A 16,806-nucleotide genomic window follows, 5' to 3' on the forward strand; every position below is an offset into this window, starting at 1 on the left:
TCAATGGGAGACCACGGAAATGTCTCAACTGGAAAACTGCATACGAGGTCTTCTCGGAAGAAGTGTTGCACTTAATTTGACAAACCGTCGTGAAGAAAAAGTCGTCACGGTGACAACGACACCTGCCACACCGGTGCCGGCGCAAGAAGTCAGCGCGACATTGACGAACGAAGAAACGATTCAAGCACCACTCGCGGGACAAGTCGTGCCACTGTCAGATGTACCGGACGAAGTTTTTGCATCGGGAGCAATGGGGCAAGGTGTCGCGATTCGACCGACTTCAAACACGGTCGTCGCACCATTCTCCGGTAGTGTCGTCATGATTGCGCCGACGAAACATGCGATCGGTCTACGGTCGACGAGCGGCGTTGAAGTTTTGATTCATGTCGGTCTTGAGACGGTCGCCTTGAACGGAACGCCGTTTACGTTACATGTCGAAGATGGTGCCAGTGTCGAAGCCGGACAAACCTTGTTGACGTTTGACGCGTCTGCGATTGAACAGCACGGCTTACAGACGATTACACCGGTCATCGTCACGAACGCGTCGAGTTACGCGGAAGTGATCGTCGGACAACACGAAACGGTCGAAGCCAATACGGCGATTTTAACGATCGTCAAATAACAGAAAGATACAAGGAGGAAATGAAGATGAAGACATTACCAAACGACTTTTTATGGGGCGGGGCACTGGCTGCCCATCAATTTGAAGGCGGCTGGAACGCCGGCGGTAAAGGACCAAGCGTCGTCGACGTCATGACGGCAGGTGAACACGGGGTGGCCCGCCGGATCACTGATACGATTGAAGACGGCACGTTTTATCCGAACCATGAGGCGATTGATTTTTATCACCGCTATAAAGAAGACATTGCCTTGTTTGCCGAGATGGGCCTGAAATGTCTCCGGACGTCGATCGGCTGGAGCCGGATTTTCCCGAACGGCGACGAAATGGAACCAAACGAAGCCGGATTGAAGTTTTATGATGATGTCTTTGACGAATTGTTAAAACACGGCATCGAACCGATCATCACGTTGTCGCACTTCGAGATGCCGTTGCATCTGGCCCGTGAATACGGCGGGTTCCGCAACCGGAAAGTCGCCGAGTTCTTCGAGCGATTCGCTGAAGTCTGCTTCACGCGTTACAAAGACAAAGTGACATACTGGATGACGTTCAACGAAATTAACAACAAGATGGATGTCGAAAACCCGTTGTTCCTTTGGACGAACTCCGGTGTCAAAGTCGAGCCGGGTGAAAACGCGATGGAAGTCATGTATCAGACCGGTCACCACGAACTGATTGCCAGTGCCCTTGCCGTCGCGAAAGGAAAAGCAATCAATCCCGACTTCCAAATCGGGGCGATGATTTCACACGTCCCAATCTATCCGTACTCGTCGCATCCGGAAGACGTCATGCTGGCGGAAAAATCGATGCGTCAGCGCTATTTCTTCCCGGACGTTCAGGCACGCGGTTATTATCCGAACTATGCCTTAAAAGAGTTCGAACGCGAAGGGTATCAGATTCCGATTCTCGCCGGCGACGACGAAATCCTGAAAAACGGAACGGTCGACTACATCGGCTTCAGTTACTACATGTCGACGACGGTCAAGCACGATGCGACCGTTAATAATACAGGCAACATCGTCAATGGAGGACTGGCGAACGGTGTCGAGAATCCATACATCCAGTCGAGCGACTGGGGCTGGGCGATTGATCCGGTTGGACTCCGTTACGTCCTGAACCGTCTGTATGACCGGTACCAACTCCCGCTCTTCATCGTCGAAAACGGTTTTGGAGCCGTCGATACGATTGAAGACGGTAAGATTCATGACGCAGCGCGGATTGACTATCTGAAGACGCATATCGAGGCGTTGACGGAAGCGGTCACGGAAGACGGCGTCGAATTGATGGGCTACACGCCATGGGGAATCATCGACATCGTGTCGTTTACGACAGGTGAGATGAAAAAACGCTACGGCATGATTTACGTTGACCGCGACAATGAAGGCAACGGTTCAATGGAGCGGATGAAAAAAGATTCGTTCGACTGGTACAAACAGGTCATTGCGACAAACGGACAAGACTTGGCGTATGACAAAGCAGCACAACGTTAATCAAACAGACCTCCATCCGAAGCGGGTGGAGGTTGTTTGTGTCTAAAAAAAGTTTGCCTGAACAACGAAAAGACGTATGATAAAGAAGGTGGTATCCAGTATTTGTATGGATAACCAGATATCATCCCAAGTACAGGATGTTCAGAACAGTAATGGAGGTAATACCTATGTTTACAGTTGATGAGTATTTAGCTTCAATCCAAACGAATCTTGCGCAGCACACAGACGTGCTGGTCAACAATTTGAAGGCAATCGCGGGGGCAACCTTTGCACCGGATGTCGAACTGCTAGATTTTTCTGCGTTTATCGAACCATCGCGGCATGATCTATCAATCATGTTCTTTTCGATGGACCGAGAAGCCAATGAAGTGTTTGAAGAAGATGGGACACCGGGGTTTGCCGGCAGTAAATCGATGCTTGACGAGGCGGTGTATTATCACGTCACACCGAAGTTATCGGATGACTTTGATGTATTCCATGAAGAAAATGAAGAAATCTTGATCGAGCAGGAACGACAACTCTTTGCGGATTGGTTCGGCATGTGTTGGCAACAAGCCGGCGGAGAGCGGGTTCAACTGCCAGCCTATTTTAATGTCCACGACGAAGGAGAAACGTTTGACTTGAAGCGGCGTATTTGGATGGATGAAGAGGAAAAATGGGATTGAGTTCGGAGACGGTTGGTAAGAATCGCTTCATGGTGGGTGTCAGCATCGCGACGGTATGGGAATTTGAGGCGACGCTGGATTACTTTCATGTACAAGAAACGGAACGGATCACGTACCCGTATGGGGAATACTTTTGTCGGACAATCAACGGGACGCCGGTCGTCTTTTACAGTACCGGTGTCCGGAAAGTGAATGGTGTCGGTGGAAACCAGTACATGCTGGCGCATTTTCCGCTTCAAAAAGTGCTTGTCATCGGGACGTGTGCCGGAATCGACGAACGGTTTGACGTCCTCGACATCATTATTCCGAATCGTGCCGTCCAATATGACTGTACGGTGAAGGAAGTCGAGCCGTTACTTAAACCGTCGTTCATCGTTGAAATGGATGTCGCGAAATACGGGAACGATTATCAGACCGGGACGATCGGAACGGCGGACCGCGCCGTCGTCATGTGGAAAGATTATCTGGAACTGCAGGAGAACGGCATCACGATTGCCGATACGGAAGCCGGGGCAATTGCCTACATCTGTCTTAAAAATGATGTCGAATGCATCATCATTAAAGGGATTTCGGATGTTCCGACGGATGAGACGGATCTTGATCCGCTTCAGTCGAACCAGGAACAGATCAACGTCTACATCGAAAACACACCAAAAGTCATGACGCGGATTTTTGACGAGTATCTTCCGTTATTTATTTAAAGGAGTGGCAATATAAAAAAACGACTTCTTTGTTTGATTCCGCTGACCCTCATGCTCGGTGGATGTGGGATCGGACAGCCAAACGAGCCAAACTTTCCTCAGTATACGGGTGAACCGTTGAACATTGCCTATATCGGAAAAACACCGGAAGTCCGGGAAGATAACGTCCGTCTAAAGAAGATTTCGTTCGGTGAATTAAAGAATCGCAAGCAGATCGCTTCAACGTTCGACGCTGTACTGATCATGCCGAACAAGTTACTGGAAGCGGATCAAGGGGAGTATGCTGACATCTATCTGAAGATGAGAATTCCAACATTTTTCATCGGATCGAACAAGGGCCACGTGCCGTTCATCGCGGACTGGATTTCTTATAAGGAAGCAGCAGGTGAAACGACGGATTATGCAGCCGGTTACTTGAACGGGAAAACGACCTTGTTTTGGACATACGGGTTATACAACGATGTTAAAACGAAGGGACATATTACCGCCATGTATTCGAATGTCTTTCAAACGGTGGAAACGGTCAAGAACAAACGGCAGCAGTAACAGGAAAACGCCATTCCGGTATAAAATTGGAATGGCGTTTTACGTATGAGATTGTGTCATGATGAGAAACGTGGCATGAGCAGTCGAAAAAGTCGTTTGCCGTCGAAATCCAAGCTGTTCATACAGGTGAATCGCCCGTTCGTTAAATGTCGCAACGGTCAAACGGAAGGGGAAGGAAGTCTGGGATTTGACGGTATCGAGGACAAATGAACAAAACGTAAATCCTGTTCCTTGTCCGGTCAGTTCAGGTTGACGGCCAAGCCCGATATCCAAGTGGTCATCTGGATACAAATGGAGTGAACGACCGGGTGGTACTTGCGCGGACCGGCCGGCACAGAAGAAGCCGGCGAGTTGTTTTTGAGCGATGACGGCCTGGTAGGAACCGTCAAGCAGTTCAGCATATGCCTCCTCCGACGTTTCCATATTGTAAAAATCGTACGGCGGCGGATAGGTCCACTTCAGAATGGCAGTTGCCTGATCAACTGTCATTGGGACAGCTTGAAATATCATAATGCATACCTCCGGATATATTTTTTTCACTGTATCGCATTCCTGTTATTTTTTCTATATAATGGTAAAAAGAAACGAGGGAACTGACATGACGATAACGGAATTTTACCAATACTTACCGGTCCTTGAGACCAAACGATTGATCCTGCGGCCGCTTCAAGCAAGCGATCGCGATGACTTATTCGAATATACACAAGACGAGGAAACCGCTCGATACGTGACGTGGAATGCCAATCAGACGATTGAGCAGGCAGAACAGTTTCTGAACTACGTCCTGTCGAACTACGAACAGGGGAAAGAAGCACCATGGGCGATCGTTTGGAAGGAAACCGGTAAGATGATTGGAACGATTGACTTCATCCATTTGTTGCTCGATGACACTAAACAAGCGGAACTCGGTTATGCGATATCGCGTCAGTTCTGGGGCAAAGGCATCGTCACGGAAGCCGTCGCACGTGTCATGGTATTCGGATTTGAAGAACTCAGACTCGAGCGTATCCAGGCCCGGTGCATGGAGGGCAACATCGGTTCCGCCCGGGTGATGGAAAAAGTCGGCATGACGTACGAGGGAACGTTGCGCCGATTGATCTTCATCAAAGAAGCGTTTCACGACGTCAAGATGTATTCGATGTTACGTGAGGAGTACACCGTATTGCGTCAAGAGTCGACACAACAGACGGAACAACATCAATGAGTCAAAACCCCCAATCCGGTTCGCCGGTTTGGGGGTTTTTGATTAGATCGTCTGTTCAACGGATGAAGCATCCACGAATTCGACCGTATGCGTCACCGTATCGAGAATTCGCGTCCGCGGATCATCTTTTGAGAGGAAGATGGCTTCGCCGCTCGCGTTAAACGCAAACGCCGTCGGAATCGAGAAGCCGCAATTCCGGTAAGACCCGTCGGCGTGACTCGTTCCGATGAATAGTGCTGATTGCTGGCGGCTGATTTTTTGTGCTTCACCGGACCAGTCCGTGTATTGTTCCTCACTAAACATTCCGACACCGATTGGATTAAAGATGATATCCACTGTATCGTGCTTCAGACCATCCAATCCGAGAAAAATCTCGCGGCAAAGCAGATATCCGGCTGCTTGCCCGGCAACGATGGCGGTCGACGGCGTATAGAGCGGACCCGCTTCCGGTGTCTTCGCCCGGTCGAGCAGGAGCTCTCCTTCTGCATTGATAATCAGTGCCCGGTCCAAACGGTTTGCGTCGCGGTAACCGGTCACGATGATCGTCGCATACTGTTTTGCTAACTGGCGCAACGTCGCGACATCTGTCTCGCGGCAATACCCTTCCGGATAGAGAAGGAGATTGATGTCCGGATAGGCGGCAATCTCACGTCGTAATTGTTCGAGTTGGGTTTCCTGTTTGGGTTGGCCGATTAAAATTTTCATAGTGGAGCACATCCTTATAAGTAGTGTAGGAATTAAGAAATTTGTTTTGTTGTCTGATCTTCGCGGAAAAATGCTTCCTTGTTTGATCGCAGAACACTAACAATCAGCACGACACTCAGTCCCGCAAGCAGGACGGCGGCAACGATGATGCTGAACCGAAGCGGGAGCACATCACCGGTAAAACCAATCACTAAAATGAACAGGATTTGAACCAGGCTTTGACCAAGACCATACAGGCTCGTGAAGCGCCCGATCAAATCGTGCGGGACATTGTTTTTGTAAAACGTCAGGAAACCGGTTCCGGAAAACGTATTAAAAAAGCCGAGTAACAAAAATCCGACCGTCACCATCAGGAATGAGTCGGCAGTCGCATAAAGTAAGTAACCGAGCGCAACAAACAGATAACCGCTGACGAGTAATGCCTTGAGCGACAGCCGGTTCGCAAAACGTGCCACGGTCAGACCACCGAGGACGGAACCAATTCCCGTGATGCTGATCAGAAGTCCGTAATCGGTTGTGGTCAGACCGACGACTGTCTGTAGAAACACGACTTCCTGGGCATCCATCGCGAGAGCGAGACTCATGGACAGAATCCCGAGTATGTAAATCAGACAAACGAAACGATTGGTACGGCTGAAGCGGCTCACAGTCCGCCAATCTGTTGCGAGATCCCCGACCTGTAGTTTTGGAGTAGATGCTGCGCGCGGAATAGACGGCAAAGTAAGCAGTAACAGACCGGATACGAGGAACGACACCGCGTTGATCCAGATAGCCACTCCCGGTGTTGCGATAAGCAACAATAATCCGGCGATGGCCGGACCAATCAAAAAAGCACTTGATGTAATCAGACTCCGGTACGCATTAAACGATTTGCGGCTGTTTTCCGGGACGATTTGCGTCAGATAACTGATTGCGGCTGGTTCAAAAAACGCTTTGACGAGCGCCAGTCCGAACAACGTCAGGTAAATCAACGGTAACGTCGAAATCAGGGGAATTAAGGCAACGAGCAGTGCACGGATCGCATCTGTTCCAATCAACCATCGCCGGACATCGACCCGGTCAATCACGCTGCCGGCCCAAAATTTCATGAACAGGGAGGCAAGTGGACCAATGATCCAAAGACCGGCGACGGCAGCGGCTGATCCGGTCAGCTGATAGAGGTAGACATTGATGGCGACTAAATACACAAAATCTCCGAACTGGGAGATACCGAATGAGAGAAGTAGCGTTGAAGTGCGAGACACGATAGTCCACCTACTTTAGTCATACATATTTTACCAAAAGTATACAGGAAGTGTGGATGATGTGCTATACGAGAATTCAATTACTTATTCAGGACGTGAATCCGGTTTCTGTAGAAGTGACTGTAGAAGCGAACTGATTACGCTGAATGTAAAGGGGATCAAAATCAGCAGGAAAGCAAAAAGAATGAGACCGGGCGCATCATCACGGTCGGCGACGATGAACATGACAGGAAATAAACAGAGTGCGACGGCACTGATGATATAAAAACACGTTGTGATGATCCCGAATGAAGCGGCAATCGGTGTAACGGTTGCGTTCGATTTGAGGGAACGAAGAATTTTCAAGATATGGATGAAGGCAATCAGACAAGGGATGAATGCTAATAGTCCCGCCATCAAAATAAAATAACCCGGTTTATCCAGTAAAATATCCAGTGAGAATCCTTTTTGTGCTCTTTTAATAAACAGGGAAATCGCGACTCCTGCTAATCCGAACAAACCAATCAGCATTCCAGTGAAAACCAGTTGCAAATAAATGAGACGCCATTTTTTCATGATCAATCCCTCCTTTCTTTCTGTCAGTATAGAACAACCGACATGAAAGATTGCCCGTCTGAAGGCGGATTTAAGCGAGGGAATCGATTCTTTTTTATTAATTCAAAGCAAAGTACTCGGAATTAAACTTGAAGTATGTTATGCTAGAAATAAGAAAAGTAAGGAAGTAAGGAAAATCAGAAAAAGAAAGAAGGAAGTTCGGAATGGAGCTATCCAAGTTGACGTCCAAGGGACAGATTACGATCCCGAAAAAAATCAGACAAGCGTTACAGGTGGAGGAAGGAGATCGCGTTGCATTCATCGAGGAAGACGGGTTTGTCATCATGGCGAAAGCGGATTTAAAACAGCTGCATGACCTTCAAGATATATTGAGTGACGAAAAATTCAAGGCACTCATCCAGAAAGCCAATCATCATTTGTAAACCAATCGATTGACCAATTCAAAGGAGGAACTACACATGGATATGCGCGAAGTGGATTTACCGGGAATCGGACGGAAGTTCGAAGGCATCACAACTCGAGGAGACAAGGTGGTCGTCATCGTCCATGACGACGGTCGCCGGGAAATGCACCATTATGACGACGACGATTTTGATGAGAGCATCTCGAGCGTGACATTCAACGATGCGGAAGCACGGCAGATGGCTGGTATTTTAGGGGGCCTTGCGTACAAACCGAAAGATCTCGAAAAAATTGAACTGGCGTTTGACGATCTTGTCATCGAATGGTTTAAGATCGGTGAGGATTCAACCGTCAACAATCGGACGATCGGTGAACTTGATGTTCGTAATCAGTATGACATCTCGATCATCGCTGTTTTGAAACACGATAAATCAAAATCATTGAATCCGGGACCGGATACACGTCTTGAAGCAGGCGATACGATCGTCTTGTCCGGTGAACGTCAATATATCCGCCATATCACGAAAGCCCTATTCTCCATCGAAGGAGGCGGATAATATATGGATCATTTAATATTTGAAGTCGGTACCGCGCTTATCTTAGTGGCGATCGCAGCATTGCTTGCGAATAAATTAAATTTTTCGATTATTCCGTTTTTAATTATCTTAGGAATAATCGTTGGGCCGCACGCTCCGACAATCGGGATACTAGACTTCAAGTTCATTGAAAGTGCAGAGTTCATCAGTTTCCTCGGACGCATCGGTGTCCTGTTCCTGTTATTTTATCTCGGACTGGAGTTTTCGATTGGTAAGTTGATCCGGTCGGGAAAATCAATCGTCACGAGTGGAACGATTTATCTCTCGATCAATTTTACCGGTGGTTTGCTGTACGGGTTCATCGCCGGCTTCCCGTTATATGAAGTACTGATCATCGCCGGAATCATCACGATCTCATCCAGTGCAATCGTCGCGAAAGTCTTGGTCGACTTGCGCCGGACCGGGAATACGGAAACGGAACTCATTCTCGGCATCATCATGTTCGAAGATATCTTCCTCGCCGTCTACCTGTCCGTCTTGTCCGGACTCCTGCTTGGTGGCGGGACCACTTTACTCGGTTCGTTAACCTCAATTTTGATTGCCCTCGGTTACATGTTGCTGTTTTTCATCATCGCAAGGAAAGCAACACCACTCCTCAACCGGATGCTAAAGATTGCGTCCGATGAAGTTTTCATCATCGTTGTCTTTGCGTCATTGTTTTTCGTCGCCGGTTTCTCAGAAACGATTCATGTCGCGGAAGCCATCGGAGCCTTACTGCTCGGACTCGTCTTTTCGGAGACGGATCAAGGGGAGCGGATTGAACACCTCGTCGTTCCGTTCCGTGATTTCTTCGGTGCCATTTTCTTCTTCAGTTTCGGACTGAGCATTGATCCGACGATGCTGCTCGATGCCGTTTGGCTCGCACTTGGTGCCGTCGTCATCACGATTGTCGGGAACTACGTCGCCGGCATGATTGCCGGACGCAGAGCCGGACTGTCGCACAAAGCGTCATCGAACATTGGTCTGACAATCGTCTCCCGTGGTGAGTTTTCAATCATCGTTGCGAATCTCGGGATCGCCGGCGGACTGATGGATATCCTGTCGCCGTTCTCGGCCCTGTACGTGTTGATTCTGGCCATCCTCGGACCACTTATGACAAAAGAATCGAAACGAATCTTTAATTTCATGAACGGTATCTTTAAATGGACGGAACCGAAACCGAAAAAAACGAAAATTAAATCTTGATTGCTTGAGAAAATAGAACGCTGATGGATTCACCTATTGATCAAAACAAGCAGGCTTTCATGACTTCACTGTCGTATTCCTATTAGTAACAAATCTGCTTGAGGAGGGATACAATGAAAGCCGTCATTTGTACTGCTTATGGTCCGCCGGATGTATTGAAGTTACAAGAGGTCGAACAGCCTGTCCCGAAAGAATCTGATCTGCTGATTCAGGTACATGCTTCCGCCGTGCACTCCGGGGACCGTCGTCTGCGGGCGCTCGACGTCCCGGCAGCCGGAAAGCTCCCGATGCGTCTCGTCGTCGGATGGAAAGCACCGAGACAGCCGATTTTAGGAGTCGTCTTAGCGGGTGAAGTCGTCGCGACGGGTAACCGTGTAAAAAACTTCAAGGTCGGCGATCGTGTCTACGCCCTGACCGGAATGCGTTTTGGCGGGTATGCCGAATATGCCTGTATCAAGGAAAACAAGTGTGTCCAGCAGATGCCGCGCAACGCAAGCTTTGCAGAAGCAGCCAGTCTTCCGTTTGGCGGAACGACCGTTCTGCATTTTTTCCGGAAACTGAACCTCGAGCAGGCAAAGACCATCCTGATTTACGGGGCGTCCGGAGCCGTCGGTTCGATCGCTGTCCAGATTGCGAAAGAATATGGTCTTCATGTGACGGGCGTCTGTAGCGGGCGGAATGCTGAGATGATCAAACGTCTTGGCGCGGACATCGTCGTCGATTATACAAAACCGGACTACGATGCTGCGCTGACGATGTATGACGCGGTGTTTGATGCGTCCGGAAAGGTGGAGAAACGGACGGCACGCCAGCATGTCAAGGCGGGCGGAGCGTTTCGTTCAGTCGCCGGACAAGGCGTCGCCCGGGCACTGAAGGACGATTTAACCCAGCTGAATGAGTGGTTTGAAGCAGGGAAGATCCAAGCGGTCATCGATACGGTGTATCCGCTTGAGGATATCGTCGCCGCTCACCGTTACGTCGATTCCGGACAGAAGCACGGCAATGTGATTGTGTCGGTTGCCGACGATCATGATTGAACGGATAAAATGAAATGCCGTCATCAAGAAAAAACCTTTGAACACATGCATGGATTAAATGCATCGTTTCAAAGGTTTTTCTGCGTAGCAGGTCATCTTAAGACGTCATACGTTGCCATGATGAATTGTCTGGACGGACGGCAACCGGTCAGGTTGAACCGGGTTTCAAGCGTCCCTTCCGGAAACAGCGGGATTCCACTGCCGAGGACGACCGGGGCGATCGCCAGTTCGAGCTGATCAATCAGTTGCAACCGTAACGCTTCTTGAATCAATTCACCGCCGCCGACGAGCCAAATCTTACCGTCAATCGTCGGACCGATCCGGTTGATTAAGGCATCGAGCGGTTCATTCGTGTAGATTGCGTGTTCCGACTGTTTGCCCGGTTGCCGGGTCAAGACGTAGTTGTCGATGGTCGGGTACGGATACTCTTCGCTCAGCACCAAGACTTCGTCAAACGTCTTTCGGCCCATGATGACGGCACCGACGTCTTCCATGAACGTCGCGTACCCATTGTCACCGTCGCCTTCGACAGCAAACAACCAATCGAGCGAATCGTTCGAACGGGCGATTTTCCCATCTAAACTGCAGGCGATATATAAAACGGTTTTTGTCATCGTAACTCCTCCTGTTGTTTGTTCTACACTTAGTCTACGGTATAATCATGACAAAAGATGTCGTAATTAAAGAGGGGATTTTTATGAAAAGTCGTCATTTAAAAGTCATGCGTCTGCTGAACCGGCAACAACTTCTGACGGCACGGGAACTGGCGGAATCCTGTGAGGTTTCCTTACGGACGATTCAGCGGGATTTACTTGAGCTCGAAGCGAACGGGTATCCAATCTACAGTGAACGCGGACCGGCTGGTGGCTACCGGGTCTTACCAAATCGTTTGTTGCCACCGCTTGCCTTGCGGGAACAGGAAGCCATCACCCTGTTTTTGATGCTCGACTGGGTCGGACAGATTCCCGATTTGCCGTTTGGTGCGTTGCGGGGCAATCTTGCCGAGTGGTATCTGCACGAACTGCCGTCCGATCTCGAAGCCAAGTTGGACCGTCTCAAAGGACGGGTCCGTTTTGCACGACCGGATACACCACCGTCTCCCTTGACACGTGACTTATTGCGTTTGATGGAAGCGGAAGTCAAAGGGGAGATGGTCTACCAGACGACAAGCGGTCGACGGACGATCCTCATTGATCCGATTGGTCTGACATTTGAGCGCAACCGTTGGTATCTGCTTGCGCAAACGGACCGGGGATTGCGCCAATATCGCGTTGACCGGATGGAACAGGTGACCGAGACGGCTATCCCATCGGAACGGATGACATTCGAGGAGGCAGATCAACAAGGGCAGGCGGGGGAACAGGTGACGGTCCGCTTGAAGTTGACATTACTCGGGGAACGGTTGCTCGAAGGAATCTTACCGCTCAACGAACAACGGACATGGTCCGTCCCTGTTGCGGAATTACCGTTTCTCGGCCGGCAATTGTTTGGACTCGGTCGGGAGGTCAAGGTGCTTGAACCGTTGGCACTCCGGGAGGATATTAAAAAGCAGGCCAGGGAATTACTCGCATTCTATAGAGACTGAAAAGGGAGGATTCCCCTAAGTCAGTGAGAAACTATGTTACGATAAAGCTAGAGAAACAGTTGAATATGGAAGGGGTTTTCTATGGAAACGTTATCACTCATTTTGTTAATGCTTGCCTTAATCATCTTGACGCAAGTCCTCGGTCACTACATCCGCTTCATTCCGACGGCATTGATACAAATTGTCGTCGGAACGATTGCCGCGCTGTTAATCAGTGGACTGAAGATTGAAGTCGAATCGGAATGGTTCCTGTTATTATTCATCGCTCCATTGCTCTATAACGACAGTTCACATTTTCCGCGCGATGAACTGTGGAAGATGCGCGCTGCCATTTTCGGTAATGCCATCGTCCTCGTCTTATTGACGACGGTCATCGGTGGATACTTCATCAACTGGCTCGTACCGGTCATTCCGGTTGCGGCGGCCTTTGCGCTCGCTGCAATCCTGTCGCCGACCGATCCGATTGCCGTCAACGGGATCGCGAAACGGGTTCAGATTCCGGAACAGATTTTAAATCTCGTCCGGGGAGAGTCGTTGATCAATGACGCGTCAGGACTTGTTGCCTTCAGTTACGCAGTCGCAGCCGTCGTCACCGGTTACTTTTCAATTCAACAGGCGACGACGGAATTCGTCTACATGTTCGCTGTCGGAGCAGTCGTTGGTCTCGCCATCAGTGTCGCGATGAACTGGTTGAAGATGAAATTACGGCGGACAGGAATTGAAGATGTCGTTTTTTATGCGTTGTTGCAAATCCTGACACCGTTCATCATCTTTTTTGTGGCAGAAGAAATCTTGCATGCGTCCGGCGTTATCGCAGTCGTGACCGGCGGTATTCTCCATGCCTTGATTAAAGAGCGGACGGAAACGTTTTTTGCCCAGGAACAGACGTTGACCGACAACATCTGGACGATGATTGCCTATATCCTGAACGGGATCATCTTCCTGTTACTCGGTCTGACGTTACCGGAAGCGACACGCGAAATCTTTGCCGATGATGCGATCAACAATTGGCGTCTGATGTCGTTCGTTATTGAAATTGGAACGGTCATTCTGTTGATTCGTCTGATTTGGACGATGTTCTTCAATTGGTTCGACCATCGCTTCCTGAAAAAAGCGGATCACCGCAAACCGTCGTTTAAGCAGGATGTCATCACGACACTCGTCGGCGTCCGCGGAACGATTACGATGGTCGGGGTCTTGTCATTACCGTTCGTAACCGAATCAGGAGAAGGGTTCCCGGAACGGTCGCTGATCATTTTCCTCGCGGCCGGTGTCATCATCTTCACACTCGTTCTCGCGACAATCCTTTTACCGTTGCTCAACCGCGGTGAGGCCGATGCCCAGCCGGAACTCGATTTGAATTCGTATAAACAGCGGATGGTCAAACGGGCGATCACGGAAATCAAACAGGTCGTGCAGGAAGAAAACTCGACCGTCGCCTTTGATTTATTAAATGAATATCATGTCATGCTGCGTCTGCTACGGGCACAGGAGAAAAGTGAGGAAGAATTAACCCATTTCAACCAACAGCTGAAAAAACTGCGGCTTGAGGCCGTCCAGTGGGAACGCAACTTTACGAAGCAGTTCCTGCAGGAGCACAAAACACCGGACCAGTTGAAAAAAGAAGTCTTCCGGTCAATCGATAACCGGCGCGAAGCCATTGATAAGGAAGCCCGTTTCCGTCTGTTGCAACCGATCCGGAAAATTTTATGGAAACGGAAACGGTCGAACATGTCATCCGATCAATTGATTCACTTGACACAGGTCGAGCATGAGCTGTACGAACAGGTCATGACAGGAGTCATCACCCGGCTCGAAGGATGCCGCGGCGATTATCCGCCCGATGTCGTTCAAAGTGTGCTTGAATTCTACAAACGGTTACGGTTTAAGCATACGCGCTGGTCGTCACCGGTCGGTGGAAAAGCCGATGTCGATCAACAAAAAGAAGAACTTTGTCTGCGGGCAATCGAAGTCCAGCGCCAGGAAATCGCTTCGATGTCAAAAGAAGGCGATTTGTCCGGCGAAGAAGAAAAAGAGTTACGTCGGTTCATCCACTATATTGAAAGTGTCGTTCTCTATGAGTACGTCGAGTGAGCTAAAAAATGGGGCTGACTCATAAGTGAAGATGTCTCTTGATTAAACTGAACAAAGGGAGGGAAATTTCCAGGGTGAATCCGGGGATCTTCCTCCCTTTTCCTTTTGTTGTGACACTGTATGACGCACAGGCGAAACGTCTCGCAATTGAAGAAGTCTTATTTGATGTGAAAATATAATATCAGTCTTCCCCCCTTCAAATGAAAGGAATGTACGACTCATCAATTTGATTTCGAAACAAAACAAGAGTTTCTTGTTGAAAGACATGCTTGCTCCGCTTGCAAAGGAGTTTGACTGGATTATCTTGGACTCAGTTCCTTCTATTAATGAACTGTCAAAAGTGGTCCTGTCATGTGCGGATCATGTAGTCGTACCCTTTATGCCAAAGAAACTCGTATTCGATCAATTAGGTAGTACCATTCGCACCATTCGTCAGGTGAAAAAGTTCTATAATGCTACTCTCGACGTAACAGGTATTATGCCAGTTGCCATCGATTTAGGTTTAAAAGGAGATCGGGAATATGTAGAGGCGATGAAGCAGTTAGCACATGCGGAGAATCTTGCCGTTCTTCCGGCCGTTCGTCGAGCTGCCTTTATTGAGAAAGCAGCAGACAATGGGAAAAGTGTTCTTTAATACAAGTCAAAGGAAGGACTAGAACTGGCGCTACCGTTTCGAGAACTTGCACGTCACATGACCGGAGGCAATCAACATGAAGGCACGGAATAAACAGATTCATAAAGTAAAGCCGCAAGAGCAACATCCTTACCGGAGTGGTTTAACCGATATCGGATCTGTTGTGCAAAAGTTACCGGTCTCGCGTGATCTTGAAAATCTTGCGGTTGAGATAAAAGAGCTAGCCAAGGTTCAAACCATCTCAGTCTTTGAAATTGGGAAACGTCTTTCAATCGCTCGATTGGAAATGCATGATAAGCAAGAATGGCGAAATTTTTTAGATGTCGTCAGCTTCTCAAATTCGCTTGCCTCACGCTACGTTAAGGCCTATGACACCTTTGAAGAGTCACTGGGTACCTTACCGGCTTCAAAAATCTTTGAATTGATGTATGTCGAGGATCCGGAAGATGTTGTGCTACATGGTCTTCCTGTAGAAGAGGGACGCAAGCCAATTGAGCAAGCAACCGTTCGAGAGATTCGTGCCAATCGATCTAGTACGTCTGGTGTAAAAGTACGTGCTTTTCGCCAGAAAGAGGTGGCATCGACGGTTGTCTCGGCGCGAGTGCCAACAGAAACATCTGAACGTATTCGGATGATGGCGAGTGCGAAAGGACTCAGCATTAGTGAGTACCTCTCAAACATAATAGAAGACACGATCAGCCGTGACATTGTGGAGAATGATCAGAATACCGATCAGCTAGAAGGGGAGGAAGAACAGTGAAGAAAATCGCATTATACAATCGTAAGGGGGCGTCGGAAAATCGACGACGACGATTAACCTTGCCCATGTATACGCACGACAAGGACTACGTGTCCTCGTCATCGATGCCGATGATCAGGCTTCAACCACAAACGATCTTGGCTTGACAGATGATTACGACGGAAAAGTACTTCTTGATTGTTTAATGGAAGAACATGATCCATTTTATGTGCCGATTGAACACGTCATTGTCACGTGTGAATATGAGAACGGCACGATTCATTTAGTACCTACACGTCGATCAGCATCCCCAACAGGACTGACGAGTCAATTAGGATATGAGTATCGTTTAAGCGAAGAATTAGCTCGTCTAGAAGAGTTCTTTGTTATCTGTTTGATCGATTGTCCAGGATCCACTTCTGCGTTAAATCCATATGCGCGTTGCGCACTTGTCGCACAGGATCGAATCATCATGCCGGTTCAAATGCAAAAATTTTCGATGGATGCTGTTTATACCGCTCCTGAGGAAATAGAGGAAATGAAACGTTACAAAGCAGATATCCATATTGCCGCCTTTTGATTATTTAAATGGTACATTAGGAATAGAAATTTCAGATCTAAGTTCATTTGAAGAAAGTTATGACAAATTAGTACGTACAATTTGGAACGAACCTATATTACAACCTTTAAAAATTGGAAAAAAGCCAGATTTTAATGTGACGAATTGTAATATTAAGTGCAACACCTAGCTGAAAACACAAAAAAACCCATAACGACCTCGTGTAGAATAGAGTTACCACACAAA

The 16,806-nt window shown here is 48.5% G+C and carries 19 protein-coding genes and 1 pseudogene; 15 read left to right on the forward strand and 5 right to left on the reverse strand.

Translation table 11 applies throughout. The annotated features are described in order from the left end of the window. Positions 1–205 precede the first annotated feature (205 nt). The 5 genes from KNQ13_RS14115 (at position 206) to KNQ13_RS14135 (ending at position 4,021) form a co-directional block, all read left to right on the forward strand. Positions 206–622 carry a PTS sugar transporter subunit IIA gene (locus KNQ13_RS14115; protein WP_483297467.1) on the forward strand — a complete coding sequence of 139 codons (417 nt, stop codon included), beginning with the start codon at positions 206–208 and terminating at the stop codon, positions 620–622. 26 nt (positions 623–648) lie between these two features. Continuing rightward, complete coding sequence (gene bglA, locus KNQ13_RS14120; protein WP_026831303.1) at positions 649–2,109, forward strand: 6-phospho-beta-glucosidase BglA; 1,461 nt, start codon at positions 649–651, stop codon at positions 2,107–2,109. Between the two features lie 167 nt (positions 2,110–2,276). Next, positions 2,277–2,774 (forward strand): hypothetical protein, encoded by a 498-nt coding sequence (locus KNQ13_RS14125; RefSeq protein ID WP_026831304.1) that lies wholly within the window; start codon positions 2,277–2,279, stop codon positions 2,772–2,774. Continuing rightward, complete coding sequence (locus KNQ13_RS14130) at positions 2,765–3,475, forward strand: 5'-methylthioadenosine/S-adenosylhomocysteine nucleosidase family protein (RefSeq protein WP_236624437.1); 711 nt, start codon at positions 2,765–2,767, stop codon at positions 3,473–3,475. The genes KNQ13_RS14125 and KNQ13_RS14130 overlap by 10 nt, the downstream gene beginning before the upstream one ends. 33 nt (positions 3,476–3,508) lie before the next feature. Next, a complete protein-coding gene (locus KNQ13_RS14135) occupies positions 3,509–4,021 on the forward strand; it encodes a hypothetical protein (protein WP_051590537.1) in 513 nt (170 codons plus the stop codon). Positions 4,022–4,060: 39 nt separating this feature from the next. Here KNQ13_RS14135 and KNQ13_RS14140 read toward each other — a convergent pair whose 3' ends face one another. After that, on the reverse strand, positions 4,061–4,531 hold the full coding sequence (locus tag KNQ13_RS14140) for a GNAT family N-acetyltransferase (protein ID WP_026831307.1): 471 nt from the start codon (positions 4,529–4,531) through the stop codon (positions 4,061–4,063). A gap of 88 nt (positions 4,532–4,619) precedes the next feature. On the opposite strand from KNQ13_RS14140, the gene KNQ13_RS14145 reads away from it, so the two are divergent. Next, entirely contained in the window at positions 4,620–5,225 is a 606-nt protein-coding gene (locus KNQ13_RS14145) for a GNAT family N-acetyltransferase (RefSeq protein ID WP_026831308.1), read from the forward strand. A 42-nt stretch (positions 5,226–5,267) separates the two neighbouring features. Here the strand turns inward: KNQ13_RS14145 and KNQ13_RS14150 are convergent, their stop codons facing one another. The 3 genes from KNQ13_RS14150 to KNQ13_RS14160 all read right to left on the reverse strand — a co-directional run bounded on the left by KNQ13_RS14150 (position 5,268) and on the right by KNQ13_RS14160 (position 7,729). Then, the gene (locus KNQ13_RS14150) at positions 5,268–5,930 is read right to left on the reverse strand and encodes a hypothetical protein (RefSeq protein WP_026831309.1); all 663 of its coding nucleotides are present in this window, start codon (positions 5,928–5,930) and stop codon (positions 5,268–5,270) included. A 32-nt stretch (positions 5,931–5,962) separates the two neighbouring features. Continuing rightward, positions 5,963–7,174: an MFS transporter gene (locus KNQ13_RS14155; protein ID WP_236624438.1), complete on the reverse strand. Its 1,212-nt coding sequence runs from the start codon at positions 7,172–7,174 to the stop codon at positions 5,963–5,965. Positions 7,175–7,258: 84 nt separating this feature from the next. After that, positions 7,259–7,729 carry a DUF2975 domain-containing protein gene (locus tag KNQ13_RS14160; RefSeq protein ID WP_026831311.1) on the reverse strand — a complete coding sequence of 157 codons (471 nt, stop codon included), beginning with the start codon at positions 7,727–7,729 and terminating at the stop codon, positions 7,259–7,261. 203 nt (positions 7,730–7,932) lie between these two features. Here KNQ13_RS14160 and KNQ13_RS14165 point away from each other — a divergent pair, with 203 nt between their 5' ends. The 4 genes from KNQ13_RS14165 to KNQ13_RS14180 all read left to right on the forward strand — a co-directional run bounded on the left by KNQ13_RS14165 (position 7,933) and on the right by KNQ13_RS14180 (position 10,949). Then, a complete protein-coding gene (locus KNQ13_RS14165) occupies positions 7,933–8,151 on the forward strand; it encodes an AbrB/MazE/SpoVT family DNA-binding domain-containing protein (RefSeq protein WP_026831312.1) in 219 nt (72 codons plus the stop codon). A 36-nt stretch (positions 8,152–8,187) separates the two neighbouring features. Further along, positions 8,188–8,688: a cation:proton antiporter regulatory subunit gene (locus KNQ13_RS14170; RefSeq protein WP_026831313.1), complete on the forward strand. Its 501-nt coding sequence runs from the start codon at positions 8,188–8,190 to the stop codon at positions 8,686–8,688. Between the two features lie 3 nt (positions 8,689–8,691). After that, a complete protein-coding gene (locus KNQ13_RS14175) occupies positions 8,692–9,912 on the forward strand; it encodes a cation:proton antiporter (RefSeq protein WP_026831314.1) in 1,221 nt (406 codons plus the stop codon). Positions 9,913–10,025: 113 nt separating this feature from the next. Then, a complete protein-coding gene (locus KNQ13_RS14180; protein WP_026831315.1) occupies positions 10,026–10,949 on the forward strand; it encodes an NAD(P)-dependent alcohol dehydrogenase in 924 nt (307 codons plus the stop codon). 92 nt (positions 10,950–11,041) lie between these two features. Here the strand turns inward: KNQ13_RS14180 and KNQ13_RS14185 are convergent, their stop codons facing one another. After that, entirely contained in the window at positions 11,042–11,563 is a 522-nt protein-coding gene (locus KNQ13_RS14185) for a dihydrofolate reductase family protein (protein ID WP_026831316.1), read from the reverse strand. Between the two features lie 83 nt (positions 11,564–11,646). On the opposite strand from KNQ13_RS14185, the gene KNQ13_RS14190 reads away from it, so the two are divergent. The 5 genes and pseudogenes from KNQ13_RS14190 to KNQ13_RS14210 form a co-directional block, all read left to right on the forward strand. Continuing rightward, positions 11,647–12,534: a helix-turn-helix transcriptional regulator gene (locus tag KNQ13_RS14190; RefSeq protein ID WP_026831317.1), complete on the forward strand. Its 888-nt coding sequence runs from the start codon at positions 11,647–11,649 to the stop codon at positions 12,532–12,534. Positions 12,535–12,615: 81 nt separating this feature from the next. After that, positions 12,616–14,628 carry a Na+/H+ antiporter gene (locus KNQ13_RS14195; RefSeq protein WP_026831318.1) on the forward strand — a complete coding sequence of 671 codons (2,013 nt, stop codon included), beginning with the start codon at positions 12,616–12,618 and terminating at the stop codon, positions 14,626–14,628. A 226-nt stretch (positions 14,629–14,854) separates the two neighbouring features. Next, a complete protein-coding gene (locus tag KNQ13_RS14200; RefSeq protein ID WP_236624439.1) occupies positions 14,855–15,262 on the forward strand; it encodes a ParA family protein in 408 nt (135 codons plus the stop codon). A 76-nt stretch (positions 15,263–15,338) separates the two neighbouring features. Next, entirely contained in the window at positions 15,339–16,022 is a 684-nt protein-coding gene (locus tag KNQ13_RS14205) for a DUF3102 domain-containing protein (RefSeq protein ID WP_209548484.1), read from the forward strand. Between the two features lie 37 nt (positions 16,023–16,059). Beyond that, positions 16,060–16,581 (forward strand): annotated as a pseudogene (locus KNQ13_RS14210) (ParA family protein); the annotation flags it as partial. Between the last annotated feature and the right edge of the window lie 225 nt (positions 16,582–16,806).

The sequence above is a fragment of the Exiguobacterium sp. s128 genome (genome assembly GCF_018618815.1).
Taxonomy (GTDB): domain Bacteria; phylum Bacillota; class Bacilli; order Exiguobacteriales; family Exiguobacteriaceae; genus Exiguobacterium_A; species Exiguobacterium_A antarcticum.